Origin of the sequence: Limosilactobacillus reuteri, from assembly GCF_013694365.1 — a bacterium.
Taxonomy (GTDB): Bacteria; Bacillota; Bacilli; order Lactobacillales; family Lactobacillaceae; genus Limosilactobacillus; species Limosilactobacillus reuteri_E.
Window position 1 is genome coordinate 1,073,292 of record NZ_CP059275.1, and the last position, 26,377, is coordinate 1,099,668.

Sequence of the window (26,377 nt, forward strand, 5' to 3'; positions counted from 1 at the left end):
CCAATCAACTGGGACAGCGACAGGGAGCTGGAGTCGTTTACCTTAGTGTTTTCCATCCTGATATTATTGAATTCTTAGGAGCAAAAAAGGAAAACGCTGATGAAAAGATTCGCTTAAAGACCCTCTCTCTCGGAATTACGGTTCCTGATAAGTTTTACGAATTAGTAGAGCAAAATGCTGATATGTACTTGTTTAGTCCCTATGATGTTGAACGAGTATACGGAATGCCATTCTCCTACGTCGATATCACAAAAGAATACGACAATTTAGTAGCAAACGATGATATTCGCAAGAAGAAAGTTAATGCCCGGGACTTGGAGGACGAAATCAGTAAACTTCAACAAGAATCAGGTTATCCTTACATTATCAATATTGATACAGAAAACCGGGATAATCCGATTAATGGAAAAATTGTGATGAGTAATTTATGTTCAGAGATTGCTCAAGTACAAGTACCAGCGCAAGTAAATGATGATCAATCATATTCTGAAATGGGAATTGATATCAGTTGTAATCTTGGGTCAACCAATATTGCTAATATGATGGAAAGCCCTGACTTTGGTAAATCGATTAAGGCAATGATGCGGGGATTAACCCGAATCAGTGACGTAGAAGACCTAGATGTTGTCCCAACTATTCAAAACGGAAATCGGCTTGCCCATTCAGTTGGTTTGGGTGCAATGGGATTGCATAGCTACCTCGCTAAGCACCATATTCAATACGGAAGCCCGGTTGCGATTGAATTCACAGGTGTTTACTTTATGCTCTTAAATTATTGGTCATTAGTGGCATCAAATGAAATTGCCAAAGAGCGGCAGGAAACTTTCCACGATTTTGAGAACAGTAAATATGCTGATGGTTCCTACTTTAACAAATATGTCACTAAGGATTGGGGACCACAATCAGATGTTGTTAAAGGTCTTTTTGAAGGTATTTTTATCCCTGGAATTGAAGATTGGAAGAAGTTGAAAGAAAATGTAATGCAAGATGGTCTTTACAATCAATACCGTCTTGCTGTAGCGCCAAACGGTTCAACTTCCTACATTAACGATTCGACTGCTAGTCTACATCCAATCATTAATCGTGTTGAAGAGCGTCAAGAAAAGATGATCGGTAAAATTTATTACCCTGCCCCATATCTTTCAAACGACACGATGCCTTACTATCGTTCAGCTTACGATATGGACATGCGAAAGGTTATTGACACTTACGCCGCTGCACAACAGCACATCGATCAGTCTCTTTCAATGACCCTCTTTATGCGGTCAACAATCCCAGCAGGCCTTTACGAATGGAAAAATGGACGAACAGATAAAATGACGACTCGTGATTTAAACATCTTACGGCACTATGCCTATAAACGTGGTATTAAGTCAATTTACTACATTCGAACGTTTACTGACGATAGCGATGAAATTGGTGCAAACCAATGTGAAAGCTGTGTTATCTAAATGAAACTGGAAGAATTTAAACCTGTAAATCAATATAAAGCAATTAATTGGAATGAAGTTTCCGACATGATCGATAAAGCTACATGGGAAAAGCTAACAGAACAGTTCTGGCTTGATACGCGGATCCCAGTTGCCAATGATATGGATGATTGGCGTGAATTAGATGACGATCATCAATGGACTGTCGGACATGTTTTTGGTGGTTTAACCCTTCTTGATACTGTTCAATCAGAAGCAGGATTAACTGCCCTTAAAGAAGATGTTAAAACTCCTCATGAAACAGCAGTTCTTAATAATATCCAATTTATGGAATCAGTTCATGCTAAGAGTTACTCAACTATTTTCTCTACTCTTAATACCCCAGACCAAATCAAAGAAATCTTTGAATGGTCCGATACAGAAGAATATTTGCAAAATAAAGCTGTCAAAATTGCAAATATGTACCTTGATCCAAGTCAAGATCCGCTCAAAAAGAAAGTAGCCAATGTTTTCCTTGAAACTTTCTTATTCTATTCTGGTTTCTACACTCCCCTTTATTACCTTGGCCACAATAAATTAAATAACGTGGCTGAAATTATCAAGCTAATTTTACGGGACGAATCAGTTCACGGGACATATATTGGATACAAGTTCCAAGTCGGCTTACGTGATCGAACAGAAAAGCAACAACAAGATATGAAAGATTGGATGTACAATTTCCTTTATGAACTATACGATAATGAAGAAAAATACACTCATCTTCTTTATGATCAAGTTGGTTGGACAGATGATGTTTTAACCTTCATCCGTTACAACGCTAATAAGGCATTGATGAATCTTGGTCAAGATCCACTATTCCCTGATACCGCTTCTGATGTTAACCCAGTTGTTATGAATGGAATTTCTACTTCAACTTCTAACCATGATTTTTTTAGCCAAGTCGGCAATGGGTATCGCATGGGTGCCGTTGAAGCAATGAATGATAGTGATTATGACGTTAAAGATCCAAACGCGGGAAAAGACATTAATGCCCGCGATTAAATGCCTGCTAACAACAAAAAACAAGTTGAAAAAAACGTATTAACTGAAGAAGAAAAAAAGCAAAATGCGCAAAAATTAGTTAATGACATAATTGCCAAAAGTGAAGCAGCTTTTGAACAATTACGTTACTACTCACAAGAACAAGTTGATAAAATTTGTCAAGCCATGGCCTTAGCTGCTGAAGAACACCACATGGACTTAGCTATTGATGCAGCTGAAGAAACTGGTCGTGGGGTTGCCGAAGATAAGGCTATCAAGAACATCTACGCAAGTGAATACATTTGGAACAACATCCGTCATGATAAGACTGTCGGAATCATCGAAGACAACGATGAAAACCAAACCATCACTATTGCTGATCCGCTTGGTATTATTGCAGGTATCGTTCCAGTTACTAACCCTACTTCAACAACGATCTTCAAATCAATCATTAGTGCTAAGACGCGGAATACAATTATCTTCTCATTCCACCGTCAAGCCATGAAATCTTCCATTAAAACAGCTAAGATTTTACAAGAAGCTGCGGAAAAGGCCGGTGCACCAAAGAACATGATTCAGTGGCTTCCTGAAAGTAGCCGCGAAAATACAAGTGCATTGTTACAACACCCTAAGACTGCTACTATTTTAGCAACTGGTGGTCCTTCATTAGTTAAGGCTGCCTACAGTTCAGGTAACCCTGCTCTTGGTGTTGGTCCTGGTAACGGTCCAGCTTACATTGAAAAGACTGCTAATATTGAACGTTCTGTTTACGATATCGTTCTTTCTAAGACTTTTGATAACGGAATGATCTGTGCTACTGAAAACTCAGTTGTTGTTGATGAAGAAATCTACGACAAGGTAAAAGAAGAATTCCAAAAATGGAACTGTTACTTCTTGAAGCCAAATGAAATTGATAAGTTCACTGAAGGCTTCATTGATCCTAAGCGTCACCAAGTTCGTGGACCAATTGCTGGTCGTTCAGCTAACGCCATCGCTAATATGTGTGGAATTAAAGTTCCTGAAAACACTAAGGTTATCATCGCTGAATATGAAGGGGTTGGTGACAAGTACCCACTTTCAGCTGAAAAGCTTTCACCAGTATTAACAATGTACAAGGCTACTTCACATGAAAATGCCTTTGATATTTGTGCTCAATTATTACACTATGGTGGTGAAGGTCACACTGCTGCTATTCATACCCTTGATGATGATTTAGCAACTAAGTACGGTCTTGAAATGCGTGCTTCACGGATCATTGTTAACTCTCCATCTGGTATCGGTGGTATTGGTAACATTTACAACAACATGACACCATCACTTACTTTAGGTACCGGTTCATACGGTGGTAACTCAATTTCTCACAACGTTACTGATTGGGATCTCTTAAACATCAAAACAATTGCAAAGCGGCGTGAAAACCGTCAATGGGTTAAGATTCCCCCAAAAGTATACTTTCAACGCAACTCACTAAAAGAATTGCAAGATATTCCAAACATTAACCGAGCATTTATCGTTACTGGTCCTGGAATGAGCAAGCGTGGTTACGTTCAACGTGTTATCGATCAATTGCGTCAACGTCAAAACAACACTGCTTTCTTAGTATTTGATGACGTTGAAGAAGATCCATCAACAAACACTGTTGAAAAAGGTGTTGCCATGATGAACGACTTCAAACCTGATACAATTATTGCTCTTGGTGGTGGTTCACCAATGGATGCTGCCAAGGCTATGTGGATGTTCTATGAGCACCCAGAAACTTCATGGTATGGGGTTATGCAAAAGTATCTTGATATTCGGAAGCGTGCTTACCAAATCAAGAAGCCTACTAAGTCTCAACTTATTGGGATTCCTACTACATCAGGTACTGGTTCAGAGGTTACTCCATTTGCGGTTATTACCGATTCAGAAACTCATGTTAAGTACCCACTTGCTGACTACGCCTTAACTCCAAACATTGCGATTGTTGACTCACAATTCGTTGAAACTGTCCCAGCAAAAACTACTGCATGGACTGGACTAGATGTTTTATGTCACGCTACTGAATCATATGTTTCTGTTATGGCAACTGATTACACTCGTGGTTGGTCACTACAAACCATCAAGGGTGTTATGGAAAACCTTCCTAAGTCAGTTCAAGGTGACAAGTTAGCTCGTCGTAAGATGCACGACTTCTCAACAATGGCCGGTATGGCATTTGGTCAAGCCTTCTTAGGAATTAACCACTCTCTTGCCCACAAGATGGGTGGAGCATTCGGTCTTCCTCACGGTTTGCTTATCGCTATTGCAATGCCACAAGTAATTCGCTTTAACGCAAAACGTCCACAAAAGCTTGCTCTCTGGCCTCACTATGAGACTTACCATGCAACTAAGGACTACGCTGACATTGCACGGTTCATTGGTTTGAAAGGCAACACTGATGAAGAATTAGCTGAAGCATATGCTAAGAAAGTTATCGAACTTGCTCACGAATGTGGTGTTAAGCTTAGTCTTAAGGACAATGGCGTTACACGTGAAGAATTTGATAAAGTAGTTGACGATCTTGCTCGCTTAGCTTACGAAGATCAATGTACTACTACTAACCCAGTTGAACCACTTGTTAGCCAACTCAAGGAATTACTTGAACGTTGCTACGATGGTACTGGCGTTGAAGAAAAATAAATGAAAAAAGTATTTAAGGTGGGAGTAATTGTTTTAATCTTAGGAGTAATCCTCCTCGGAATAGGCTTCTTTAATAATGGTAACAAGGCTGTTTATTTTGAGAACAATCGTCCAGCAATTTTTCATTCTCACACTAAAACAATAAGTACTAATAAAGCTTTTGAACGGATTGATATCTCAGCATCGACAGCTAATGTAATAGTTCGTGAAGGCAAAAAATATCAAATTACTTATTCTGGTATAAGCAAGCATTCTCCGGCCGTAACTGTTCATAATAACGTTGCTTCAATTCGCCAAACTGGTGGCTTTCCGCTTGTCTTTAACTTTAATGATTATCAGCCCCACCAAGATTTAATCATTGTGACTATCCCACATGATCAAGCCATAGCTGGTCGTATTCATTTAGAGAGTGGTGATCTAACAGTTTCTCAAGTTAAAATGGACAATATTGATGTTAACAGTGATGCAGGCGAGGTTGAATACCGTCAAGTTACATTACGTGGAGGAAGTACAAAACTCTCGTCAGGTAACTTCACAGGACATGATTTAACAGTTCAAGGACAATATACTGTTAATAATCAATCTGGTGATAATACGGTCACAAACACAACTGTTGATGGCTACTTCCTAAAGACTGATGCAGGTGATAATGAACTTAATGGTGAAGATAAGGGTGAAGAACCCTTACATCAGAATGATGATGCAGAAAATGTGCTCCGCTTGATAACGCAATCTGGTGATAATGAAGTGAATTAAATGAATGAACGTCAAAAATACATTAATGATTTATCAATATATTTAAGACAATTAACTGATGAGGAACGAAATGATGCCTTAGAATTTTATGATGAATATATTGCCGATGCTGGGCTGGAGACCCGAACAGCGATTGAAGAAAGGTTAGGAACGCCACGACAGTTAAGTCATAAGATATTAGCCGATTATTCCATTAAAGCTAATAATGAGTCGATCAAAGAAGGACACCCTGCTTCGCCTCATTCTAGTTGGCGTGTCTTTTGGTGGGTGCTAGTAGCAATTATTACTTCCCCAATAACGTTTGGGCTAGGAATTGCCGTATTGGCACTATTGTTGGCAGCAGGGGGAGTCGCCTTAAGTTTGATTGTTGGAATAGTTGCTTTAATTTTTGGGGTTGCTGCCATAGCGATCGTATCTATTTATATTGGAATTGGTTTAATTGCAACAAACCTGTTTAGCGGACTATTTTATTTTGGCTTAGGATTGACACTGATCGGCTTATTCCTTGTTTGTTTACCTTTAATTTACTGGTTAATCAGAGTTATTGTTCAAGGGATTGCGAACTTTGCTAAGTTCATTTATGCAAAAGTGCAGGCAAGGAGGAAAAAGTAAATGAAGATTCAAATTACAGCTGACTTACTCGATGGGATGGTCTTAGCAATTCTTGAACACAAAGATTACTATGGGTATGCCTTAACTCAGCGAATGCAATCAGCTATTACCATTTCCGAATCAACAATGTATCCCGTTTTACGCCGGTTAAAAAAAGACGGTTATTTAATAACTTATGATCAGCCTTACCAGGGGCGAAATCGCCGTTATTATCAAATTACGGAAGCCGGCAAGGAGCATTTACAACGTATTCGTAAGTTATGGACTGATTATAAAAATAGTTTAGATGGTATTTTTTATGGGTTAGGTGAGGGAGAAGATAAAGATGAATGAATGTTAAAAGAATTCAAAACATTCATTGCTCGTGGTAACGTTATTGACATGGCAGTTGGGATAATTGTTGGTGCAGCTTTTACCTCAATCGTAAAATCATTAGTTAATAACCTTATTAACCCCCTTATTGGTTTATTCATTGGTCGAATTGACCTATCTAATCTTGTTTTGACGGTCGGCGATGCTCAGTTTAAATACGGAAGTTTCCTAAATGCAGTCATTAACTTCCTGATTATCTCCTTTGTTGTTTTCTTAATGGTAAAAGCAATCAATACATTCCGCAAAAAAGAAGATAACAAAAAAGATACTCCTAGCGAAGAAGTTATGTACCTCAAAGAAATTACTGAACTTCTGAAAAAGAATAAAGATTAAATGTTATTTAATGTTATTTTTTGGATCTTGGCAATTTGTTTTGTCATTAATGTCATTTGGATGTGGTTCCAACTTAATAATCAAATTCTACAAAAGACTTTCGCTTGGATCAATATTTGTGCAATTGTTATCGGTTTTTGGGTTTATTATGGTGTATCTCATGATGCAAGCGCAATTAACGGTTGGTTTATTGCTATGAACTGGGTTAACATCGCTATTGCTGCTATTCAATTCTACTTTGGTTACCGCACAAGCAATGATAGTACTACTCATCCTGCAAAGTAGATGGCTTTTGATAAGGATGCTATCATTGCTTCATTAAAGGAAGCATCAATCTCTGACCTTAACGACTTAGTTAAGGCTATCGAAGAAGAATTCGACGTTTCTGCTGCTGCTCCAGTTGCAGTTGCAGGTGCTGCTGGTGGCGACGCTGCTGCTAAGGACAGCTTCACTGTAGAATTAACTGAACCAGGTTCAGCTAAGGTTAAGGTTATTAAGGCTGTTAAGGACATTACTGGTCTTGGTCTTAAGGACGCTAAGGACCTTGTTGATGGTGCTCCATCAGCTATCAAGGAAGACGTTAAGGAAGACGAAGCTAACGACATCAAGGAAAAGCTTGAAGCCGCCGGTGCTACTGTTACCCTTAAGTAGATGAGTGAAGCAGCTATTGCTAAGAAAGCTGAAATCGTTAAGCAAACTACTGATATGCTTAACGCAGCTCAAAGTGCTATCGTTGTAGATTACCGTGGTTTAACTGTTGCGGAAGTTACTGACTTACGTAAGCAACTTCGTGATGCTGGTATCCAAATGTCAGTTATCAAGAACAAGATTCTTGATCGTGCTGTTGAAGGTACTGACTACGAAGATCTTCGTTCTACTTTTGTTGGACCAACTGCTGTTGCCTTCTCTGACGAAGACCCAATTGCTCCAGCTAAGATCTTGAAGAAGTTCGCTGATGACCACGACGCTCTTGAAATCAAGGGTGGTTTCATCGAAAAGAGTGTTAAGACTCTTGACGAAATCAACGAATACGCAAATATGCCAGGTCGCGAAGAACTGTTGTCAATGCTTGCATCTGCATTGCAAGATCCAATGCGGAAGATTGCTCGCGCAGTCAAGGCTATTGCCGACAAGGAAGACAAAGCCGCATAAATGAGAAAGATTAAAGTAATGACGGTATTTGGAACTCGTCCAGAGGGAATCAAAATGGGGCCAGTAGTCAAGGCCTTGGAGCAGGATGATCGCTTTTCATCAGTAGTGGTTTCGACAGGTCAGCATGCTGAGATGCTTCAACAGGTTTTAGCTGTTTTTCAAATAACCCCTGATTATGATTTGAAAATAATGCGTCCTGGACAAACATTAACGGAAATTACAATTGAAACGATGACGAAGCTTGAACCGATTATTCAAAAAGAGCAACCAGATATTGTGCTAGTTCATGGCGATACTAGTTCAGCCTACGCATCAGCTTTGGTTGCCTTTTATAATCGGGTTGCTATTGGTCATGTCGAAGCTGGTTTGCGAACCTGGGATAAATATTCGCCTTATCCAGAAGAGATGAACCGGCAAATGATTGATGATCTTGCTGATTTATATTTTGCTCCCACCCAAACAAGTGCTAACAATCTCAAAATGGGAAATCATCAGCATGGGATTATAGTGACGGGAAATACTGCCATCGATGCTTTGCGGTATACAATTGACCATTCGTATCATCACCAAGTATTAGACGAAATTGATCCCGACAAGAAGGTTATTTTACTTACCATGCATCGGCGAGAAAATTGGGGTAAACCGATGGAAGAAACTTTTAAGGCGATTCAAGAGATTGTGGATCAACGGGATGATATTGACGTTATTTACCCGGTTCATCTGAATCCTAAAGTTCAAGCGGTTGCTAATAAAATTTTTGGAAACGATAATCATTTTCATTTGATTTCCCCATTAGATGTTGTTGATTTTCATAATATTATGAGTAAGTCTTTACTTGTGATGAGTGATTCGGGTGGGGTTCAAGAGGAAGCACCAGCACTTCATAAACCAGTTCTAGTTTTGCGTGATACTACAGAGCGGCCGGAAGGAGTAACTGCTGGAACTCTTAAGTTAATCGGTACGCAACTTAATAATGTAATGAAAGAGTTATCGTCCCTATTAAATAGTCCTGAAGAATATAATAAGATGAGTGAGGCACAGAATCCTTATGGGGATGGGCATGCAAGCGAACGAATTATAGATGCTATTGCTAAATGGGCAGCAACTCAAAAAGAATTATAATTGAATTTTGCCCTAGATTATATTTGTCAGATCACTATCCGACAGCGGGTTCCTTTTGAAAAGGTTATTATTGGCGTAGTGGATGCGGATGCTCAATTAGCTGACAATGCTCTGCAGCGATTAAATGCCTATTTTTCTTCGCCAAGAACGAATATTACTCAGATGCGAGTTAAAATGTATCCACACTTTAAAAATTGGCTGCAGATTTTACAAGATATTGAGTTTTTTAGTATTAACCATATGACCCAAATTATGCGAATGTATACTAAAACAGTTGGTTTAAGTGGGAATAGCCAGTTCTTTCGATTCAAACCAATTATTGATAAAATCGGTGCGCATCCATGGGGCGATGCACTATTAGATGACTACGAATTAACGATAAAAATGATGCTGAAAAAATTGTATATTGATTATATGACAGATACATACGTTTACCAGGAAGCGTTAACGTCTCCTAAAGGGTTTATTCGTCAACGAAGCCGGTGGGTACAAGGCGATTTAAATTGTCTTAAGTATCTTCCCGAGATTATTAAAAGCTGCATTTTAAGCAGGACACAGAAACTTGGTATATATTATTTCCTGCTTCAACCATGGCTCAATTTTCTGGCGGATGTTGCGATTATTATTTTAACGACGATTGCCTTTACTCATTGGCACAATCTTTATGGCCACTTGACTCTTATGACTGTGATGGCCGGCTTGGTAGTCTTTTCGTTATTTTGGAGAATAATATTTGGGATATTTTACTACCATGATTTAGCCGCCTATCATGAACCTCCTTTAAAAAAGCACCAATTGGCCTTATTACCGCTTGGAATTTCCTATATGTATGTTATCTTATTTTTAGTATTATAAATGATAATTATAATTTTTACGCTTATTTGGGGGATCGCGCTGTTTATATTTTTAGTTTATTCATTGATTAGTCTGCTATTTCGGATGATTTCGGATCCTCGGGACTTTCATCACTTCGCGGGAAACCAACAACCAGCTAAAATTGACTACAATTTACAATATTGTGTTATTGTTCCATGTTTTAATGAGGCAGCAGTTATTCAACGAACAATCAAATGTTTGTTGCGATTTAAGCAATTTGAAAGATGCTAGTATTTCCTAAATTTCAAGAATAAGTTAGCCACTGGACTCAAATAAATAATACTGACCAATTGATTATTGGTTGATGGAGCTGTGATATCTCTTGGTAGAAGGCCTTACGATAGATATCCATTGACGAATGTGCGGTACGTGAGTGGGATTGTCCAAACTGTGGTAAACATTTAGATCGTGATATTAACGCTGCACAAGTCATCTTGCAAAAAGGATTAGCTATCCGATAGATAAAGTTAGGCTCGGGACGAGCCTTGGCTAATAGTCGTAACCTCTGCTTGAAGGTTCGTTCAGAATCGGTAGGGTAAGTATGCGATGTTTCCAGAATCTCCCACTTCAAGCATTAAACCGTAGGTTTAGCTAAGTGGGAGTAGTTCAAGCGGTACGTGAGTGGGATTGTCCAAACTGTGGTAAACATTTAGATCGTGATATTAACGCTGCACAAGTCATCTTGCAAAAAGGATTAGCTATCCGATAGATGGATAATTTTTCACCTAATCGTCGAAACGTTGTTGATATTACCGACTTAAATAAGTTTTTAACAAAAATGTATGGTTTAATGACCCTGGCAGTATTGCTTTCTGCCTTAACCGCTTGGCTCGTAATGACTGTTTTCGCTCAGCAATTTACTGCTTTTATGGTCAATAACCGCTGGGGAATGTGGTTAATTATCCTCTTGCCAATTATCCTAACGTTTGGGATTAATTTTAATGCTACTCGTAGTCCTGGTCTTTGTCTGTTCCTATTAATTTTAACAGCGATAGTCTACGGAATTACCTTTGCTTTTATCGCAGGCGCTTATGCTGGTACTTATATTGCAACAGCCTTCGTTTCCTCAGCGGGTGTATTCTTAACAATGGCGATTATTGGTACTTTTTCTCACCGTGATTTTACGCGACTTGGTTCTTATGCCAGTGCGGCCTTAATCGGCTTGATTATCGCCATGCTGGTTAACTTTTTTGTGCAAAGTCCAATAATTAATTATCTGCTTTCAATCGTTGCGGTAATCATTTTTACGGCATTAACAGCTTGGGATGCACAACGAATGAAAAATATCTATACCGAGTGTAATGGTCAAGTATCATCCAATGGGCTAGCTGTCCTTGGTGCATTACAGCTTTACCTTGATTTTATTAATCTCTTTATTAGTTTCTTAGACATTTTTGGATCAAGTAATGAAAGTTGAATGCAATGGTTTGATAAACAATTTACTGAACTAACAGTTAATGAACTTTTTGCCATTCTTAAGTTACGAGTACAAGTTTTTAATGGAGAACAACAGAGTTCCTATCCTGATCCGGATGATAGTGACCCACTTGCGCACCATGTTTTTGCAACTACTAATGGTGAAGTAGTTGCCTATGCACGTTATTTTATTCAGAATGATGTTGTAACTTTTGGTCGCGTAGTTGTGGCTCCACAAGCACGCGGGATTGGTTTAGGTGGAAAGATTATTGAACATTTATTAAGTGGAATCAAAGTGAATTTCCCCAACTTTAAGATAACTATTCATGCCCAAGCCTATGTTGAGGACTTTTACAAAAAATATGGTTTTGAATCTGTGGGTGACCATTTTATGGAGGCCGAGCGCGAGCATATTACGATGGTTCATGAACCGTTAAATGATATTTATGACAAATAAATGATAAAAGCAAATCAAATTGGTTCCGTTAATTATATAAGAACCTTGAAACAAAGCGGTCTTAACGCTCATGAACAGCTTGATTTAATTATTAATCACCATTTACAAGCTTATATTGATAACTATGGATTTCTTCAATTTTCACCAACTGTATATCAATTTTCACCTCAGTTAGCCCCTACCAGTTTTTTCTATCCTTATTTTCGTGATCTAGTTGTGACGGCTTATTCAGGGAAGAAAGGGCTAAAAGCAGATTTGTTAGGACGCAAAATTCATTTATTTCGCAGTTATCTTGATCGGCAAAACATCACTTTTATTCGCCAATATCAGCGTCCCTCTCTTTCACCAGAAGCGACAGATTTTCAACGATTGCTTTCCTATGCCCACGATAATCACTTTAAATTAGACTTTAAAACTGGTGCTAATTACCATAATCGTTATCATCATAAATTTGCTTACCCCTCTAATATGAAGGTTCAATTAGTTCGTAATTCGTATCGTCGGTATGCTAATCCAGCCCGAATGATTGAATTTATTGTTGATATCGAAACAGGAAAGTTTGTTAGTCAATGGAATATTTATCGCTTTGATAACCAAGGAAGAGTTGATTCAGACCCCACGCATTATTCGACCAATCAATTACGGCAAATCGCTGATACAGAATCTTTTAACTATGGAATTCCCTATGGGGAGTATTATGTAACTGGTAAATATCGTCACACTCATCAACGTCTTGATATTACTCAACCGACCGATAGTCAGCTTCGAAGGGTTGCTAAAAAATATTGGCAGGCACCTATTGATTATGATGATGGCGGTAATTATGCTGACTTAGTAAAAAATATGCAGGATGTTATCGCATGGCGGGGCGTTCCAGATTCGCAGCGAATAGAAGTTTATGCTGATTATGTCAATTCATTAAAAGAACATCAGTGTAAAAATAGCGGAATTAATCATTTCTTTGCTAAGAATAAAGCATTTCAGCACTTTTATGTTCCTTGGTGGCGGAGATTGGTATAAATGGGAACCGATTATGATCAACTTAAAGTAGCTTTAAAAGAACCGTCATTAAATGCCAAACTTTTTTCTTCACAGTTTGGTTTAGAGGCAAAGAAGCACCGAATTTTGACCAATGGGCGGGCAAGTCGTTATCCATATCCTGAAAATCTGCGTTCACGGCAATATAATATTTATTTGAACTCAGGCTATACGGATGACATGATGGACTTTGAAACGGGTCCAGTTGTTGGAGCTAAAAATGCAGTCCGGCAACTAAAAATGTTAGAGCAGATTGTTATCTCACATTTACGGAGTGATGAACGATTATGGCCGTTAAGTATGGCGCCAGGACCGACTTATCAGCATGACCTTGAATATTTACAAACTGCATTTACTAAGAAATGGGACCAAGAGACTCATGATTATCTAGGGAAGAAATATGGTATTGTTCAAGAAATTTTAGGGGATGTCCATGTTAATTTTAGTTTGGATGGTGAATTAATCAACGAGATTTATCACCGCTTTTATGCGGACCGGTATCCAAACCGTATTGATTTTCAAAATCATCTTTACTTTAAATTAGCGCAAAAGTTCTACCTTTATCAATGGTTATTTACGTACTTATATGGAGCAAGTCCGGTTTCTGAAGATATGCCACATAGTATTCCAGAGGATTTGGAGCTGCCAGTTCGGAGTTTGCGTTGTAGTGATTATGGGGATGATAACTTTACCAATGAGCAAGTTACCTATACTTCATACGACCAGTATTTTGCAGAACTAAAGCACTTCATGGACAATGGCACTTACTATAGTATGAAGGAATTCTTTGGCCCGGTACGGTTACGGCGGCATAACCATGATATGCATGATATTGATGGGGCCTTACATAAGGGAATTGATTATCTTGAATTTCGTAATTTTGACCTTGACCCGTTGTCGCGAACAGGAATTAGTGACGATACGATTAACTTCCTTGAATTAATGCTTTTAAATAGTATTCTTTCACCATTACCTGATAACTTGGAGGAACGATTAGCGGAAGCAAAAAAGCGGAATAATGGAGTGGCCTTACAAAAGCCAAAGGAACAATTACCGTGGATGCATGAAGAAGCAATGCAGTTAATCGCAGAGTTGCAAAACTTTATTGTTGAGTTTAATGCTCCGCGAGAATACCAGCTTGCTTTGAAGTTTGTACAACGACGAGTGGATGATCCTTCGCTAACTCTTAGCGGTCAGTTAGCAGATCAACTTGAAAATGGTGATTTATTATCATTTGGGTTAAAAATTGCCAATGATCGTTACACGAAAAATATTAATTTCCAACATCCATTGCAAGCAATCAGCGATGTTTACTCAGATGATGTTCAACAATTGGTTAAAGCTGCCATTGAGTTAGGTGTCCAAATAGACTTGCAACCAACGCAAGTAGTATTATATGTAGGAGATCATCAAGAAAGCTATAATGCTCAAGCAGCTTTTGATTTCTCAAAGGGTGCCCGTGATGTAATTCTTAGTGATTTTCCAGAAGTTCAGGATTTTCAGGAAAAGTAAATGAGAAAGATTGGAATTATTGGCCTCGGTCATGTGGGTGAAATGCTAGCCAACCAATTAGTAATGAACGGAAAAGTTGATGAATTAGTTTTGATTGATGAAAAAGATCAACTAGCTATTGCAATTCAGGCTGATTTAAATGATGCCCAAACGGTCTTGGCGACCCACACAAAAATAATTATTCAAGATTACGCTGCCTTAGCCGATGCGGATGTCCTTATTACCGCCTTTGGAAAGAGTGCTTTGATGAAGCAACAACCAATGGCTGAGCTTGAGACCAACTATCAGCAGGCCTTACAAGTTGGTAATAAGATTTTTAAGAGTGATTTTAGTGGGATCTTAATCAACCTTACTAATCCTAATGAGGCAATTACTGCTGTTCTCCAGCAAAAAGTTGGCTTGCCGCAAAAGCAAGTAATTGGGATTGGCACGGTTGTTGAAACGGCGCGCCTTTATCGGGCAATTGCAGAAGCCGCAAAGGTCGCCGCTGCCAATGTAACTGGTTTTGTCTATGGGCAACACGATGGTCATCAGGTATTTGCTTGGTCAACTGTTCGTGTGAATGGACAACCCTTAACTGCGGCAATCAATGGTCATCACTTAGATCAAAGTCAGCTTAAAATTAAGGCGAACCTTAGTAATTGGTACACTCTCGATGGATTAGGGTACAATGTTAGTGCTGTTACTGCTTGGACTCTCCGAATTATTACGGCAATTTTTGCGGATGAACAATTAGCGTTGCCGATTGCAATTTATCAGCCGCAGTATTCCACTTACATTAGTTTTCCAGCGTTAATTGGTCGGCAAGGAATTGGCAACCTTCTTCTCTTAAAACTTTACCCATTGGAAGAAGAAGAGATTAAGAGTGCGGCAGCAACAATTAAGCATCAATTAGATTCTCTAAAAAATATTAAAGGGGAGTAGATGATTAAACGAATTGCAGTTTATTGTGGTGCGCGTGATGGAAATAATCCGGCATTTAATCATGAAGCACAACGATTTGGTGAATGGCTGGTCCAACACGATATTGAATTAGTTTATGGTGCCGGTGCGTTTGGCTTGATGGGAACCCTTGCTCGGACAGTCTTAAAAAATGGCGGCGTTGTTCACGGGGTAATAACTACTGAGCTAGCTGAACGTGGAGCCATTTATAACGAATTAAAAGATGTAAGAATTGTCCCTAATATGGATATTCGCAAGCAAACGATGATGGATCTTGCGGATGGGTTATTAGCTTTTCCCGGCGGCTTTGGGACACTAGAGGAAATTACCGAAGCCGCCTCATGGACAACAGTTGGGGATAATCATAAGCCAGTTGCTTTTTACAACTTTAATGGCTTTTATGATTCGTTAAACGACCTATTTAAGCAAATGAATAAGGCGGGCTTTGTAGAAGATCCTTATCTAAATAGTATCTGTTTTAGTGACCAGTTTGACCAGATTTTGGCATTTATGCAAAATTATAAAGCACCGGCACATCGTCAGTACGCTCAAAAATAAATGAGAAAAAAAGGAATGTTACTTTTCGGCGCGGGACTAATGGCTGGACTCACCAGTACTTTAGGGTTCAGTCGTGCGAAGAAAAGCAATAATACGATCTCGTTACCTATCTTTTATGCGGGCACATGGCAATATTATGATAAAGAACGAGATCGCTCTCATAAAATAACCATCTCTCCTGAATTAAAGCTCGGTATCGATAACCAAATCATTCCGGCAACGGTTCAACAAATCAAACCTGATAAGTTAGTTTTCCTTGATCGATTTGGTTATCACATTACTATTCGGGCAAATGAACAACGGCCAGTTTCATTAACCGATGAAGCTGATGACCAAGTTTATACTATTCAACCATTAAAATAAATGTTAAAACTTGGTGTTATTGGAACAAATATTATTACTGATCAGATGTTAGATGCAGCCAAGAAAACAGGAAAATATGAATTGACAGCTGTCTATTCTCGGACATTAGAACATGCTGAGAAGTTTGGCAAGCCATATGGGGCAACTGAATTTTACGATAACATTGATAAGTTCTTTGAAGAGGGCGATTTTGATGTCGTTTATATTGCTTCACCAAATAGTTTGCACTACCAACAAGCACGGAAAGCAATTGAAAACGATAAATTTATTATTGTTGAAAAGCCAGCCTTCGTAAATCCAAGTGAATACAGTGCGATTGAATCATTATTGGCAGCCCATCCTAAGGCACGTTTGGTTGAAGCAGCTCGTCATATCCATACCAAGATTTATCAAGCTGCCTTGAAGAAAGTTGATGAGATGAAGGAACATTATATTCAAGGAGCAACCATCACTGTAATGAAATACTCATCACGTTTTGATAAAGTTCTTAATGGCAGTGAACCATATCCAAATATTTTTACCCTTAAGTATGCTGGGGGAGCTTTAATGGACCTCGGTGTATATGCTGTATATGGGGCCGTTACTATTTACGGTGAACCAGAATCTGTAGTTTATTTCCCAACTCTGACTAAAACTGGGGTTGATGGTAAAGGGGTTGCAATTCTTAACTATGACAAATTTACTGTCACTCTCAACTTTGGTAAGACAGCTAACTCCCACCTTTATTCTGAAGTTTACGGCTTGAAAGATACTTTAGTCTTTGATAGTATTTTTGATACGCGAAAGGTTACTTATTATGATGCTGACCAAAATGCGCACCCAATCGAAGCGCCCGTTGAAGAAAACTCAATGACTGATGAAATGAATGATTTCGCAGACCTCTTTAACAATCCTGATGATGAAGAAGAAATGAAGAAGTACAAGCATTGGTTAGAATTATCTAAGACGGTCAACTCAGTTATGTACTCCCTTCGTCAATCTGCTCAACTAGTTTTCCCATCTGATAACGATCAAGAATAGTTGATCGAACAATTTCAAAAACACTTTGATGAAAAATACAAGCAACCAACTGCAATCCAAAAAGCAGTTGCGCCGGCATTAAAAACTGACCAATCTGTCCTTGGAATAGCACCGACTGGCTCTGGTAAGACCCTAGCCTTTACGTTGCCACTCTTGCCTAAGATTATGCCAGGCGAGGGAACTCAATTATTGGTTCTCGCACCTTCACAAGAATTGGCAATTCAAACAACCAAGGTAATCCGTGAATGGGCAACTTTAATTGGCGTTAGCGTTCAATCCCTGACAGGGGGGGCAAATTTACGGCGACAAGTTATGAATTTACACCAACACCCTGATGTCGTAGTAGGGACACCTGGACGGGTACTCCATATGCTTGATAACCATCACTTAAAACTCGGCCATTTAATGACAATGGTTATTGATGAAGCTGATGACATGCTTCAAGACGATACTTTAGCTGTCGTAGAAGATATTGAGCGTGCGACCCCGTTATCTACTCAACTAGCATTCTTTTCTGCTACCAAATCTCCTGTTCTGGATGAATTGAATGTGATGTTTGGTCGCGATATTGAAACTATTGATGTTCGTGATGAGGATACTTCTCAGGGACCGGTAGAACATGGTTACTTAAGTGCACGAACCAATGCGCAAAAAACAGCAACTTTACGTCGGCTGACAAGTATTAAAGATTTTCGGGCGCTTGTCTTCTTCAACAGTACCCGCACCCTTAACTATGCTGCAAGTCGGTTGCGACACGAACATGTTCCGGTAGATACCTTGGGTGGTAGACAGAAACAAGTACAACGTGAAAAAGCAATGCGGATGTTTCGGAAGCGACAAATCAAGTTATTGTTGACAACGGATTTGGCAGCCCGGGGCATTGATATTCCTAAATTGCCTGCTGTTATTAACTTTGACTTGCCGACATCGCTCAATACTTATATTCATCGGGTTGGTCGTACTGGGCGACAAGGAGAACCAGGATTAGCACTTAGTTTAGGTGATGATCATGATATTCGTGACCTTAAGAAGTTGCTTGCTGATAGTGACTATGAACTAACTAAGCTCTACATTGGTGATAATAAATTAACCAACCAGAAACCAGAAGAGGGTCAACGGGTGGTTTCAATCAAACAGCAGGCTAGTCGTCACTTGCAAAAAGAACAATTAAGTGGGGAAACCCATAAAAAGATGAATCAAACTCTCAGTGGATTCTCTAAGCCAAAGAAACGGCGAAAGAAAAAGAATCGCAAAAATAAAGGAATTCGTTTGAAGCATCGTCGTAAAAATAACGAAAACTAAGGTCCTATAGTATAATTGGATAGTACATCCGCCTCCTAAGCGGTCGATTCCGGTTCAAATCCGGATGGGATCAATGCAGCCACCATATAAGATTATGTTTTTGTTTGGTACGCGGGCTGAGGTTTTGAAGTTGGCGCCGATCATTAGATTGATGCATCAAAATCCTGCGACCTGGCAACCAGTTCTTGTTGCAACGGGAAATTCACAATTATTAAACGACACGTTGGCATATTTGAATTTCCAAATTGATTTCAGTGTTGATTCATCGAACGTAACAAGTACAAATGAAGTTGAACTATTGAGCCAACTGTTGCATAACTTAAATAATGTGATTAATGCTGGACAACCAGATATGATCCTTGTGGCTGGTGATGCTACTACAAGTTTGGCTGCCAGTTTGATTAGTTTTTATCATCATATTTCACTTGGCCATGTTGAAGCTGGTTTGCGTACTTATGAACGGTATTCGCCATTCCCTGATGAAATGCATCGGCGCCTTACAGATAATCTAGCAGACCTTTATTTTGCGCCAACGACAAGTGCCCGCGATAATTTATTGCAAGAGCACCATCCAGCAAAACGAATCTATGTTACTGGAAATACTTCAATTGATAGCGTGAAGCATAATTTACAAGAAGATTTTACGCATCCTTTACTGCAGTCCATCCCAGCAGATAATCGGATTTTATTAATGACAATGCGGCGCAAAGATAACCTCGGCGCCCCCATGAAGCGTGTTTTCCATACAATGCGTGATATTGTGGAAACTAACAACAATCTTGACCTGATATTTCCTGTCTATCCTCATCCAGAAGAAGAATTACTGGCTAATGATATTTTAGGAGATCATGACCGGATTCATCTTATTACACCATTAAATCATCATGATTTCTTAAATATTGCTGCCCGGAGTTCGATTCTGTTAACTGATTCAGGCGGTTTGCAGGAAGAAGCTCCAGCATTGCATCGCCCTCTTTTGCTTTTACGTGATGAAACAGAACGTCAAGAAGCGGTCAGCCTAGGGGGCGTAAAAATTGTTGGTACTGATCCGACAACGATTCAACAAGCGGTTTTTGAATTGTTAAATGATGAGAAGAAGTATCGGCAAATGGAACTAGCGGAAGTACTATTTGGAGATGGGCACGCAAGCGAAAAGATTCTTAAAATTGTTGAAAAATACTTATCACAACAATAAATGCTTCAAGGAAAGTTACCTTATGATAAGGAATTAGCTCAACAATTTGCTGGAGTTGATTGGAATAAAATCAATCAAGAATATAAGCGTAATTATGCGCAAGCTGCTGATGCTGTTATGACTGCTAAAGGAATTGATAAGAAGAAAGCAGAGACGGAACTTCATCATGTTTACAATGCCCTAAAGCAATTACCAATTATCGTTAAACGTGGATCATTACGATCACCTAAAGCAAACTAAATGATGAAAAAATTCCCACCAATTGAAAAAATATTAGAAGCTTATACAGCAATTGCTGACGGTCACGTTAAACTTGAAAACGATCAAGCACTCGTAACCTCTTCTAATGAAGCGAAAACTTATACCGTCACCCTTTCACGACAATACCTATACTTTAAATGAATGATTAAGGATCTGTGGGTAAAATATAAGTCAATCATTGCCTACCTTTTCTGGGGCGTTGTCACAACGGTGGTTAACTTAGCAGTATTCCAGATTTTGAGTCCGGGACTTCACTGGAATGTTGCCCTTGCAACTGTAATTGCGTGGTTTGCATCCGTATTAGTTGCTTATTTTACCAATAAAGTCTGGGTATTTGGTTCCCATTACACTACCGTTAGTGACTTTATTGTTGAAATTTTCCGATTTTTCTTTTATCGTGGATTGACTTTATTTATCGATTTAATAATTACGTATGTAGGTATCAAAGTTTTGAAATTCGATACACCTCTCCAACAATTTATCGTTAAATTTATTGATAATGTCATTGTGGTAATTGCTAATTATATTTTCTCAAAGTGGTTAATCTTCAAAGATAACCGTGATATTGCAGATAAATAAATGGCAAAAGCACTTGTAGTATACGCAACCATTACCGGTAATAATGAAGACGTTGCGGACATTATTACTGACGCTCTTGAAGATTTAGGAGTAGAAGTCGATGAAGTTGAAATGACAATGGCTGATCCAGCTGACTTTGAAGAAGCTGATATTTGTGTGATCTGTCCTTACACTTACGATGAGGGAGCTCTTCCAGAAGAAGGAATTGACTTTTATGAAGACTTGCAAGAAGAACAACTAGCAGGCAAAGTTTACGGAGTTGCCGGCTCTGGTGATACTTTCTATGGGGATGACTTCTGTGTCGCCGTCGATAAATTTGGGGATGCCCTTGCCAAGACAGGGGCAACTAAGGGCGCTGAAAATGTTAAAATCAACCTCGCACCAGATGAAGAAGACATTCAAAAGCTCGATGCCTTCGCTAAGCAATTAGTAGAAAAGGCGGCTAAACTGAATGATTAAATGATTAGTTTAAAATCACCTCGAGAAATCGATGCAATGGAAAAGGCCGGGGCAGCCTTAGCAGCAATGCACCTTGGCCTTCGTAAAATTATTAAGCCAGGCATCTCAAGCTGGAAGATCGAAGAATTCGCTCGGGAGTACTTCAAGGCTGCTGGAGCTAAAGCTGAACAAATTGGCTTTGAAGGATACAAGTACGCTACCTGTGTTAGTGTTAATGATGAAATTTGTCACGGATTCCCTCGTAAGAAGTTAATCTTAAAGAAGGGCGACTTAGTAAAGGTTGATACGGTTGTCAGTGTCGACGGTGCTTTCAGTGATTCTTGCTGGAGCTATGCGGTAGGAGAAGTTTCCCCTGAAATCCAAAAGTTAATGGACGTTACTAAGAAGTCACTGTTTATGGGAATTGACCAATGTGTTCCTGGTAACCGGATTGGTGATATTGGTGCGGTGATTCAACACTACACAGAAGATGAGAATGGCTATGGGGATGTCCGTGAATTTGTTGGTCACGGTATTCAACCAACAATGCATGAAGATCCAATGGTGCCTCACTACGGCGAACACGGTCAAGGAATCCGTCTTCGTAATGGGATGACCATTACTGTTGAACCAATGATTAACACCGGTACGTGGGAAGCTGATACCAGTGATCCAAGTGGTTGGCTTGCCAAGACTGCTGATGGTGGTTGGAGTTGCCAATACGAACATACCTTAGTTATTACGAATGATGGTCCGAAGATTTTGACGTCTCAAGATCCAGAAGCAGATGCTGATTACATGTACGATGATAATTATGCTAAGTACTTAGACCATTACCGTGAGATCGCAGAAAAGGTTGCTAAGCAGTTTGAAAATTAAATGGTAGAAATAGCACATTTTGGTGTCGAAGCATGGCTAAATAGGTGGGAAAAGAGCGCGACTTATGATATTTCACAAAGTACAATCGCCTCTTTGAGTATGCACGATCTCTTAAATTTAGATGGTAACAATGGTGAAGAGTTTTATGAGATGCTTGATAAGCAGCAAATGAACTACGGGTGGATTGAAGGATCACCCGAGTTCAAAGAAGAAGTTGCTAAACTATATCACCATGTTGATCCGGAAAATATCTTGCAAACAAATGGTGCCACAGGAGCAAATATTTTAGCTCTCTATGCCTTGATCAATCCCGGTGATCATGTAATTGCCGAATACCCTTCTTACCAACAACTCTACGACATTCCTAAATCATTAGGTGCAGATGTTGATTACTGGCATATTCATGAAGAAGATGACTGGTACCCACGAATCGATGACCTAAAAGCGCTGGTCAAACCTAATACTAAAATGATTTGTCTAAACAACGCGAATAATCCAACGGGAACGGTTCTTGATAAAGAGTTTCTCGAACAAGTTGTTGAAATTGCTAAGTCAGTCGATGCTTATGTTCTTGTTGATGAAGTCTACTTGCCCCTCGATCACCCCGAAATATTTGCGCAGATTATTGATCTTTACGATAAAGGAATCTCTACTAATTCTCTTTCGAAGACTTATTCAGTTCCAGGAGTTCGAATCGGTTGGACCGCGACTAACGCTGAAGTTGCCGATATCTTCCGTAAGTTCCGTGACTACACCATGATCTGTGGAGGAGTCTTTAACGACCAGCTCGCTACCTATGTTTTACGCCACCGTGATCAAGTTCTCGCCCGGAACCGGAAGTTAGTTCTTGGCAACCTCGCCATTTATAAGGATTGGATTGATCATGAAGACCGAGCAAGTGTCATCATGCCACAAGCAGTCTCCACTTCCTTCCCAAAGCTTAATGTGCCAGTTGATATTCATACCTTCTGTGAAAACTTGCTTCATGACGAAGGAGTTCTCCTCGTGCCCGGCGATGCTTTTGATACTCCGAGCCACGTTCGCCTCGGCTACTGCGCACCAGAGGCAACCTTAAAAGAAGGCTTAAAGCGGCTTTCAAAGTATATGCATCAATATGATTAGATGAGTGAGAAAAAAGGTATTAATACGACGGAACTAACCCTTTTAATCGTGGGATCAACAATTGGTTCGGGAGTATTTGGAATTACCAGTGATTTAGCTACCGCGGCGGCTCCCGGACCAGCAATCATTGCCTGGATAATAGTAGGGATTGGCGTCTTGACTTTAGTTCTCTCCCTAACTAATCTTTCGCAAAAGCGGCCAGGCCTTGATTCAGGGATTTTCAGCTATGCGGCAGCTGCTTTTGGTCCGCTGGGCGAATTTATTTCTGGTTGGGCATACTGGCTTTCAGCGTGGCTCGGCAATATTGCTTTTGCGACGATTATGATGAGCGCCCTTGGAACGTTTTTCCCCAGCCTATTTGCCAATGGTCAAAACTTATTCTCAATTATTGTTGCAATTATTTTAACCTGGGTTTTGACATTCTTGGTAAATCGAGGGATCGAATCAGCGGCTTTCATCAATTCAATTGGGACAATCTGCAAGATTATTCCATTAGTCGTCTTTGTTATCTGTGTGATTCTTGGTTTTAAAGCTAAGATTTTTACTGCTGATTTCTGGGGCAATGTAACACAGAATCTCAGTTCAAAAATCGAAACTGGTTCAATCTATGACCAAGTAAAGGCCTCAATTATGGTAATGATGTGGCTATTTGTCGGCGTTGAAGGTGCCTCGGTTCTTTCTAGTCGTGCCAAAACACGGACTGATGCTGAACGGGCTTCCATCTTCGGTCTTATAAGCCTACTCGTTATCTACATTGTGGTTTCTATTCTGCCATACGGGGTAATGACCCGCGCCCAGTTAGCAGCTGGTGGTCAACCGGCGCTTGGTGCTATCATGCAACATCTGGTTGGAACATGGGGTGCCGCTCTGATCAGTATTGGATTGATCATCTCAGTATTAGTTTCGTGGCTCTCGTGGACAATGCTACCAGCTGAATCATTAATGCTAATGGCTAATGATGAAACCCTTCCAACATCATGGGGTAAGCTAAATGACAAAAAAGCGCCAACACGGGCATTAATAATCACCGGGGTTCTTCAATCAATCTTCCTCTTCTCTTTACTTTTCACTACCTATGCTTACAACTTTGCATATACGCTTTGTACGGCTGCGATTTTGATCTGTTACCTCCTTGTTGGCATTTACCAGATGATGTACAGTTGGCAACACCAAGAATGGGGACAATTTGTTATTGGACTAATCGCCACTCTCTTTGAACTGATGGCAATGGTTCTCTCTGGCTGGAAAGAAATAATGGTCGTTTCAGTCGGTTTTATTCCTGGATTCTTCTTTTACGTCCAAGCATGCAAGGAATTCCATCACTCAATCACAGTAAAGGAAAAATGGGCAATGGGGATTATCGCTGTCTTTGCGGTTATTTCTTTAGTATTAGTAATCAACGGAACAATTTCAATTAATTAATTGGACGAACAGAGTAGTAATAAAAAGATGATTACTACCTTTGGACTAGTGACGATGATCATTACCGCCATTTTTGGTTTTGGGAATGTTTCAAACGCCTACTTACAAATGGGTTACGGTAGTATTATTTGGTACGCATTAGCAGGGATTTGTTTCTTCTTTCCCTGTGGCTTGATGATGGCAGAGTACGGTTCCACATTTAAGGATGCTAAAGGGGGCATTTATTCCTGGCTTGCCGGTTCAGTTGGTGAACGAATCGCCTTTGTCGGTACTTTCGTATGGCTAGCATCTTGGATTGTATGGATGGTATCAACAGCATCACGGATTTGGATTACTTTTTCTGCGTTGCTTTTTGGTAAGGATACTACCCAACAATGGCATGCATTTGGTCTGACTTCGACTCAATTGATTGGGGTCCTTGGGATTCTGTTGATTCTTGGAACAACTTGGTGCAGTTCACGGGGAATGACCGCCATTGCTAAAGTTGGTTCACTTGGTGGTATTTTTACAATTGTTGTTAACATTATCTTTGTTATTGTCAGTGTTATTGTTTTAGTCGCCGATAAGGGAATCTTAAAGCAACCAATTCATGGTGCTTCAACTTTCATTACATCACCTAATCCACAATTCCAGACACCAATTGCCATTATTTCGTTTGTTGTTTATGCTATTTTTGCTTACGGTGGAATGGAATCATTAGGGTCTGTTACTGATAGTATGAAAAATCCGGAAAAGACATTCCCTCGTGGATTGATCATCGCAAGTATCTTTACAATTGGTACTTATGTCTTAATGATTTTCATGCTCGGTTGGTCAGTAAATTATCAACAAACTTTGACTAAGAGCAGCGTTAACCTTGGTAATGTTACCTATGTTGTCTTTAATCAATTAGGGGTTACCATGGGGGATACGCTTGGATGGTCGCACGGTGCTGCCCTTACTTTTGGACTTATCATGACGCGGATCGTTGCCTTTGCACAGACCCTTGGCTTTTTGGGCGCGTTGTTTATTCTGCTTTACTCCCCAATCAAGGCCTTCATTCTTGGTTCTAATCCAGAATTATGGCCAAAGAAACTTACGAAACTTAACAAGGCGGGGATGCCTGCAAATGCAATGTGGCTTCAAGCAATTATTGTTTCAATTATTGTTTTCTTGGTTGCCTTTGGTGGAAATGCTGCTCAACAGTTCTACTTGATTTTGACTGATATGGCGAACGTTTCAACTTGTTTCCCATATGTTTTCTTGATCGGGGCTTTCCCATTCTTTAAGGCAAAGAAGGACCTTGACCGGCCATTCGTTGTCTTTAAGAACCGTTTCTGGACGGATGTATTAGTATGTTTCGTTGAATTGATTTTAATTGTCGGAATCGTCTTTACGTTTGTTCAACCACTATTACAAAAAGATTATCAAACAGCTTTCTGGACACTTGCTGGACCAATCTTCTTTGCAATCGTTGCGTTGGTCTTCTATCAAATTTCCGCAAAGCGTCACCATGTTGAAGGGTAAAAGTGGGAAATAACCTTCTCGACAAGGCGGTGGGCT

31 protein-coding genes, 1 tRNA gene and 2 pseudogenes (1 of these 34 running past the window's edge) are annotated in these 26,377 nt (G+C 39.7%); all 34 read left to right on the top strand.

Going from position 1 to position 26,377, the window contains the following annotated elements; all coding sequences use genetic code 11:
- Positions 1-1,451, top strand: the 3' portion of a protein-coding gene (nrdE, locus tag HHK02_RS06280; RefSeq protein WP_099979786.1) for a class 1b ribonucleoside-diphosphate reductase subunit alpha. Its footprint begins 721 nt before the window's first position; only the last 1,451 of its 2,172 coding nucleotides appear in the window; the start codon falls outside the window, past its left edge; its stop codon occupies positions 1,449-1,451.
- Positions 1,452-2,471 carry a class 1b ribonucleoside-diphosphate reductase subunit beta gene (gene nrdF / locus HHK02_RS06285; RefSeq protein ID WP_003670529.1) on the top strand — a complete coding sequence of 340 codons (1,020 nt, stop codon included), beginning with the start codon at positions 1,452-1,454 and terminating at the stop codon, positions 2,469-2,471. It begins immediately after the preceding gene.
- A complete protein-coding gene (gene adhE, locus HHK02_RS06290) occupies positions 2,472-5,108 on the top strand; it encodes a bifunctional acetaldehyde-CoA/alcohol dehydrogenase (RefSeq protein ID WP_152720486.1) in 2,637 nt (878 codons plus the stop codon).
- Positions 5,109-5,864: a DUF4097 family beta strand repeat-containing protein gene (locus HHK02_RS06295; protein ID WP_152697255.1), complete on the top strand. Its 756-nt coding sequence runs from the start codon at positions 5,109-5,111 to the stop codon at positions 5,862-5,864.
- Positions 5,865-6,476, top strand: a complete 612-nt coding sequence (locus HHK02_RS06300; RefSeq protein WP_003670535.1) for a DUF1700 domain-containing protein — start codon at positions 5,865-5,867, stop codon at positions 6,474-6,476. It begins immediately after the preceding gene.
- Positions 6,477-6,809 carry a PadR family transcriptional regulator gene (locus HHK02_RS06305; protein ID WP_003670537.1) on the top strand — a complete coding sequence of 111 codons (333 nt, stop codon included), beginning with the start codon at positions 6,477-6,479 and terminating at the stop codon, positions 6,807-6,809.
- Entirely contained in the window at positions 6,810-7,181 is a 372-nt protein-coding gene (mscL, locus tag HHK02_RS06310) for a large-conductance mechanosensitive channel protein MscL (RefSeq protein ID WP_003670538.1), read from the top strand.
- A complete protein-coding gene (locus tag HHK02_RS06315) occupies positions 7,182-7,466 on the top strand; it encodes a hypothetical protein (protein WP_181462160.1) in 285 nt (94 codons plus the stop codon).
- Positions 7,467-7,832, top strand: coding sequence for a 50S ribosomal protein L7/L12 (gene rplL / locus HHK02_RS06320; protein WP_003666310.1), 366 nt, complete (start codon positions 7,467-7,469; stop codon positions 7,830-7,832). It begins immediately after the preceding gene.
- Positions 7,833-8,333 carry a 50S ribosomal protein L10 gene (gene rplJ, locus HHK02_RS06325; protein ID WP_087216307.1) on the top strand — a complete coding sequence of 167 codons (501 nt, stop codon included), beginning with the start codon at positions 7,833-7,835 and terminating at the stop codon, positions 8,331-8,333.
- Positions 8,334-9,455, top strand: a complete 1,122-nt coding sequence (gene wecB / locus HHK02_RS06330; RefSeq protein WP_181462161.1) for a non-hydrolyzing UDP-N-acetylglucosamine 2-epimerase — start codon at positions 8,334-8,336, stop codon at positions 9,453-9,455.
- Positions 9,456-10,310, top strand: coding sequence for a glycosyltransferase family 2 protein (locus tag HHK02_RS06335; protein WP_231124812.1), 855 nt, complete (start codon positions 9,456-9,458; stop codon positions 10,308-10,310).
- Positions 10,311-10,562 (top strand): hypothetical protein, encoded by a 252-nt coding sequence (locus tag HHK02_RS06340; protein WP_181462162.1) that lies wholly within the window; start codon positions 10,311-10,313, stop codon positions 10,560-10,562.
- 131 nt (positions 10,563-10,693) lie between these two features.
- Positions 10,694-10,792 (top strand): annotated as a pseudogene (locus tag HHK02_RS06345) (zinc ribbon domain-containing protein); the annotation flags it as partial.
- 149 nt (positions 10,793-10,941) lie between these two features.
- A pseudogene (locus HHK02_RS06350) lies at positions 10,942-11,040 on the top strand (zinc ribbon domain-containing protein); the annotation flags it as partial.
- On the top strand, positions 11,041-11,748 hold the full coding sequence (locus HHK02_RS06355; RefSeq protein WP_181462163.1) for a Bax inhibitor-1/YccA family protein: 708 nt from the start codon (positions 11,041-11,043) through the stop codon (positions 11,746-11,748).
- Positions 11,749-12,204 carry a GNAT family N-acetyltransferase gene (locus HHK02_RS06360; RefSeq protein ID WP_181462164.1) on the top strand — a complete coding sequence of 152 codons (456 nt, stop codon included), beginning with the start codon at positions 11,749-11,751 and terminating at the stop codon, positions 12,202-12,204.
- A complete protein-coding gene (locus HHK02_RS06365; protein ID WP_181462165.1) occupies positions 12,205-13,224 on the top strand; it encodes a DUF3114 domain-containing protein in 1,020 nt (339 codons plus the stop codon). It begins immediately after the preceding gene.
- Positions 13,225-14,754 (top strand): glutamate--cysteine ligase, encoded by a 1,530-nt coding sequence (locus HHK02_RS06370; RefSeq protein WP_181462166.1) that lies wholly within the window; start codon positions 13,225-13,227, stop codon positions 14,752-14,754.
- Positions 14,755-15,678, top strand: coding sequence for a lactate/malate family dehydrogenase (locus HHK02_RS06375; RefSeq protein WP_181462167.1), 924 nt, complete (start codon positions 14,755-14,757; stop codon positions 15,676-15,678). It begins immediately after the preceding gene.
- A complete protein-coding gene (locus tag HHK02_RS06380; protein ID WP_085650254.1) occupies positions 15,679-16,254 on the top strand; it encodes an LOG family protein in 576 nt (191 codons plus the stop codon).
- On the top strand, positions 16,255-16,617 hold the full coding sequence (locus HHK02_RS06385; protein WP_003670659.1) for a DUF4828 domain-containing protein: 363 nt from the start codon (positions 16,255-16,257) through the stop codon (positions 16,615-16,617).
- A complete protein-coding gene (locus HHK02_RS06390) occupies positions 16,618-17,637 on the top strand; it encodes a Gfo/Idh/MocA family protein (RefSeq protein WP_085650253.1) in 1,020 nt (339 codons plus the stop codon). It abuts the gene before it with no gap.
- Positions 17,638-18,939 (top strand): DEAD/DEAH box helicase, encoded by a 1,302-nt coding sequence (locus HHK02_RS06395; RefSeq protein ID WP_003670655.1) that lies wholly within the window; start codon positions 17,638-17,640, stop codon positions 18,937-18,939.
- Positions 18,940-19,012 (top strand) — tRNA-Arg (locus HHK02_RS06400).
- On the top strand, positions 19,013-20,134 hold the full coding sequence (gene wecB / locus HHK02_RS06405; RefSeq protein ID WP_181462168.1) for a non-hydrolyzing UDP-N-acetylglucosamine 2-epimerase: 1,122 nt from the start codon (positions 19,013-19,015) through the stop codon (positions 20,132-20,134).
- Complete coding sequence (locus HHK02_RS06410; RefSeq protein ID WP_229411836.1) at positions 20,135-20,374, top strand: hypothetical protein; 240 nt, start codon at positions 20,135-20,137, stop codon at positions 20,372-20,374.
- Positions 20,375-20,536, top strand: a complete 162-nt coding sequence (locus tag HHK02_RS06415) for a hypothetical protein (RefSeq protein ID WP_181462919.1) — start codon at positions 20,375-20,377, stop codon at positions 20,534-20,536.
- The gene (locus HHK02_RS06420; protein WP_003670651.1) at positions 20,537-20,974 is read left to right on the top strand and encodes a GtrA family protein; all 438 of its coding nucleotides are present in this window, start codon (positions 20,537-20,539) and stop codon (positions 20,972-20,974) included.
- Positions 20,975-21,433: a flavodoxin gene (locus tag HHK02_RS06425; protein ID WP_003674777.1), complete on the top strand. Its 459-nt coding sequence runs from the start codon at positions 20,975-20,977 to the stop codon at positions 21,431-21,433.
- The gene (gene map, locus HHK02_RS06430) at positions 21,434-22,291 is read left to right on the top strand and encodes a type I methionyl aminopeptidase (protein ID WP_085650250.1); all 858 of its coding nucleotides are present in this window, start codon (positions 21,434-21,436) and stop codon (positions 22,289-22,291) included.
- Complete coding sequence (locus HHK02_RS06435; RefSeq protein WP_181462169.1) at positions 22,292-23,413, top strand: aminotransferase; 1,122 nt, start codon at positions 22,292-22,294, stop codon at positions 23,411-23,413.
- Positions 23,414-24,835, top strand: coding sequence for a basic amino acid/polyamine antiporter (locus tag HHK02_RS06440; RefSeq protein WP_181462170.1), 1,422 nt, complete (start codon positions 23,414-23,416; stop codon positions 24,833-24,835).
- Complete coding sequence (gene yjeM, locus HHK02_RS06445) at positions 24,836-26,341, top strand: glutamate/gamma-aminobutyrate family transporter YjeM (RefSeq protein WP_085650248.1); 1,506 nt, start codon at positions 24,836-24,838, stop codon at positions 26,339-26,341.
- The last annotated feature ends 36 nt before the right edge of the window (positions 26,342-26,377 follow it).

Bases quoted from the DNA above. Each gene is read 5' to 3' on its own strand.
- nrdF (WP_003670529.1), top strand. From the start codon at position 1,452: ATGAAACTGGAAGAATTTAAACCTGTAAATCAATATAAAGCAATTAAT.
- adhE (WP_152720486.1), top strand. From the start codon at position 2,472: ATGCCTGCTAACAACAAAAAACAAGTTGAAAAAAACGTATTAACTGAA.
- HHK02_RS06295 (WP_152697255.1), top strand. From the start codon at position 5,109: ATGAAAAAAGTATTTAAGGTGGGAGTAATTGTTTTAATCTTAGGAGTA.
- HHK02_RS06300 (WP_003670535.1), top strand. From the start codon at position 5,865: ATGAATGAACGTCAAAAATACATTAATGATTTATCAATATATTTAAGA.
- HHK02_RS06305 (WP_003670537.1), top strand. From the start codon at position 6,477: ATGAAGATTCAAATTACAGCTGACTTACTCGATGGGATGGTCTTAGCA.
- mscL (WP_003670538.1), top strand. From the start codon at position 6,810: ATGTTAAAAGAATTCAAAACATTCATTGCTCGTGGTAACGTTATTGAC.
- HHK02_RS06315 (WP_181462160.1), top strand. From the start codon at position 7,182: ATGTTATTTAATGTTATTTTTTGGATCTTGGCAATTTGTTTTGTCATT.
- rplL (WP_003666310.1), top strand. From the start codon at position 7,467: ATGGCTTTTGATAAGGATGCTATCATTGCTTCATTAAAGGAAGCATCA.
- rplJ (WP_087216307.1), top strand. From the start codon at position 7,833: ATGAGTGAAGCAGCTATTGCTAAGAAAGCTGAAATCGTTAAGCAAACT.
- wecB (WP_181462161.1), top strand. From the start codon at position 8,334: ATGAGAAAGATTAAAGTAATGACGGTATTTGGAACTCGTCCAGAGGGA.
- HHK02_RS06340 (WP_181462162.1), top strand. From the start codon at position 10,311: ATGATAATTATAATTTTTACGCTTATTTGGGGGATCGCGCTGTTTATA.
- HHK02_RS06355 (WP_181462163.1), top strand. From the start codon at position 11,041: ATGGATAATTTTTCACCTAATCGTCGAAACGTTGTTGATATTACCGAC.
- HHK02_RS06360 (WP_181462164.1), top strand. From the start codon at position 11,749: ATGCAATGGTTTGATAAACAATTTACTGAACTAACAGTTAATGAACTT.
- HHK02_RS06365 (WP_181462165.1), top strand. From the start codon at position 12,205: ATGATAAAAGCAAATCAAATTGGTTCCGTTAATTATATAAGAACCTTG.
- HHK02_RS06370 (WP_181462166.1), top strand. From the start codon at position 13,225: ATGGGAACCGATTATGATCAACTTAAAGTAGCTTTAAAAGAACCGTCA.
- HHK02_RS06375 (WP_181462167.1), top strand. From the start codon at position 14,755: ATGAGAAAGATTGGAATTATTGGCCTCGGTCATGTGGGTGAAATGCTA.
- HHK02_RS06380 (WP_085650254.1), top strand. From the start codon at position 15,679: ATGATTAAACGAATTGCAGTTTATTGTGGTGCGCGTGATGGAAATAAT.
- HHK02_RS06385 (WP_003670659.1), top strand. From the start codon at position 16,255: ATGAGAAAAAAAGGAATGTTACTTTTCGGCGCGGGACTAATGGCTGGA.
- HHK02_RS06390 (WP_085650253.1), top strand. From the start codon at position 16,618: ATGTTAAAACTTGGTGTTATTGGAACAAATATTATTACTGATCAGATG.
- wecB (WP_181462168.1), top strand. From the start codon at position 19,013: ATGCAGCCACCATATAAGATTATGTTTTTGTTTGGTACGCGGGCTGAG.
- HHK02_RS06410 (WP_229411836.1), top strand. From the start codon at position 20,135: ATGCTTCAAGGAAAGTTACCTTATGATAAGGAATTAGCTCAACAATTT.
- HHK02_RS06415 (WP_181462919.1), top strand. From the start codon at position 20,375: ATGATGAAAAAATTCCCACCAATTGAAAAAATATTAGAAGCTTATACA.
- HHK02_RS06420 (WP_003670651.1), top strand. From the start codon at position 20,537: ATGATTAAGGATCTGTGGGTAAAATATAAGTCAATCATTGCCTACCTT.
- HHK02_RS06425 (WP_003674777.1), top strand. From the start codon at position 20,975: ATGGCAAAAGCACTTGTAGTATACGCAACCATTACCGGTAATAATGAA.
- map (WP_085650250.1), top strand. From the start codon at position 21,434: ATGATTAGTTTAAAATCACCTCGAGAAATCGATGCAATGGAAAAGGCC.
- HHK02_RS06435 (WP_181462169.1), top strand. From the start codon at position 22,292: ATGGTAGAAATAGCACATTTTGGTGTCGAAGCATGGCTAAATAGGTGG.
- HHK02_RS06440 (WP_181462170.1), top strand. From the start codon at position 23,414: ATGAGTGAGAAAAAAGGTATTAATACGACGGAACTAACCCTTTTAATC.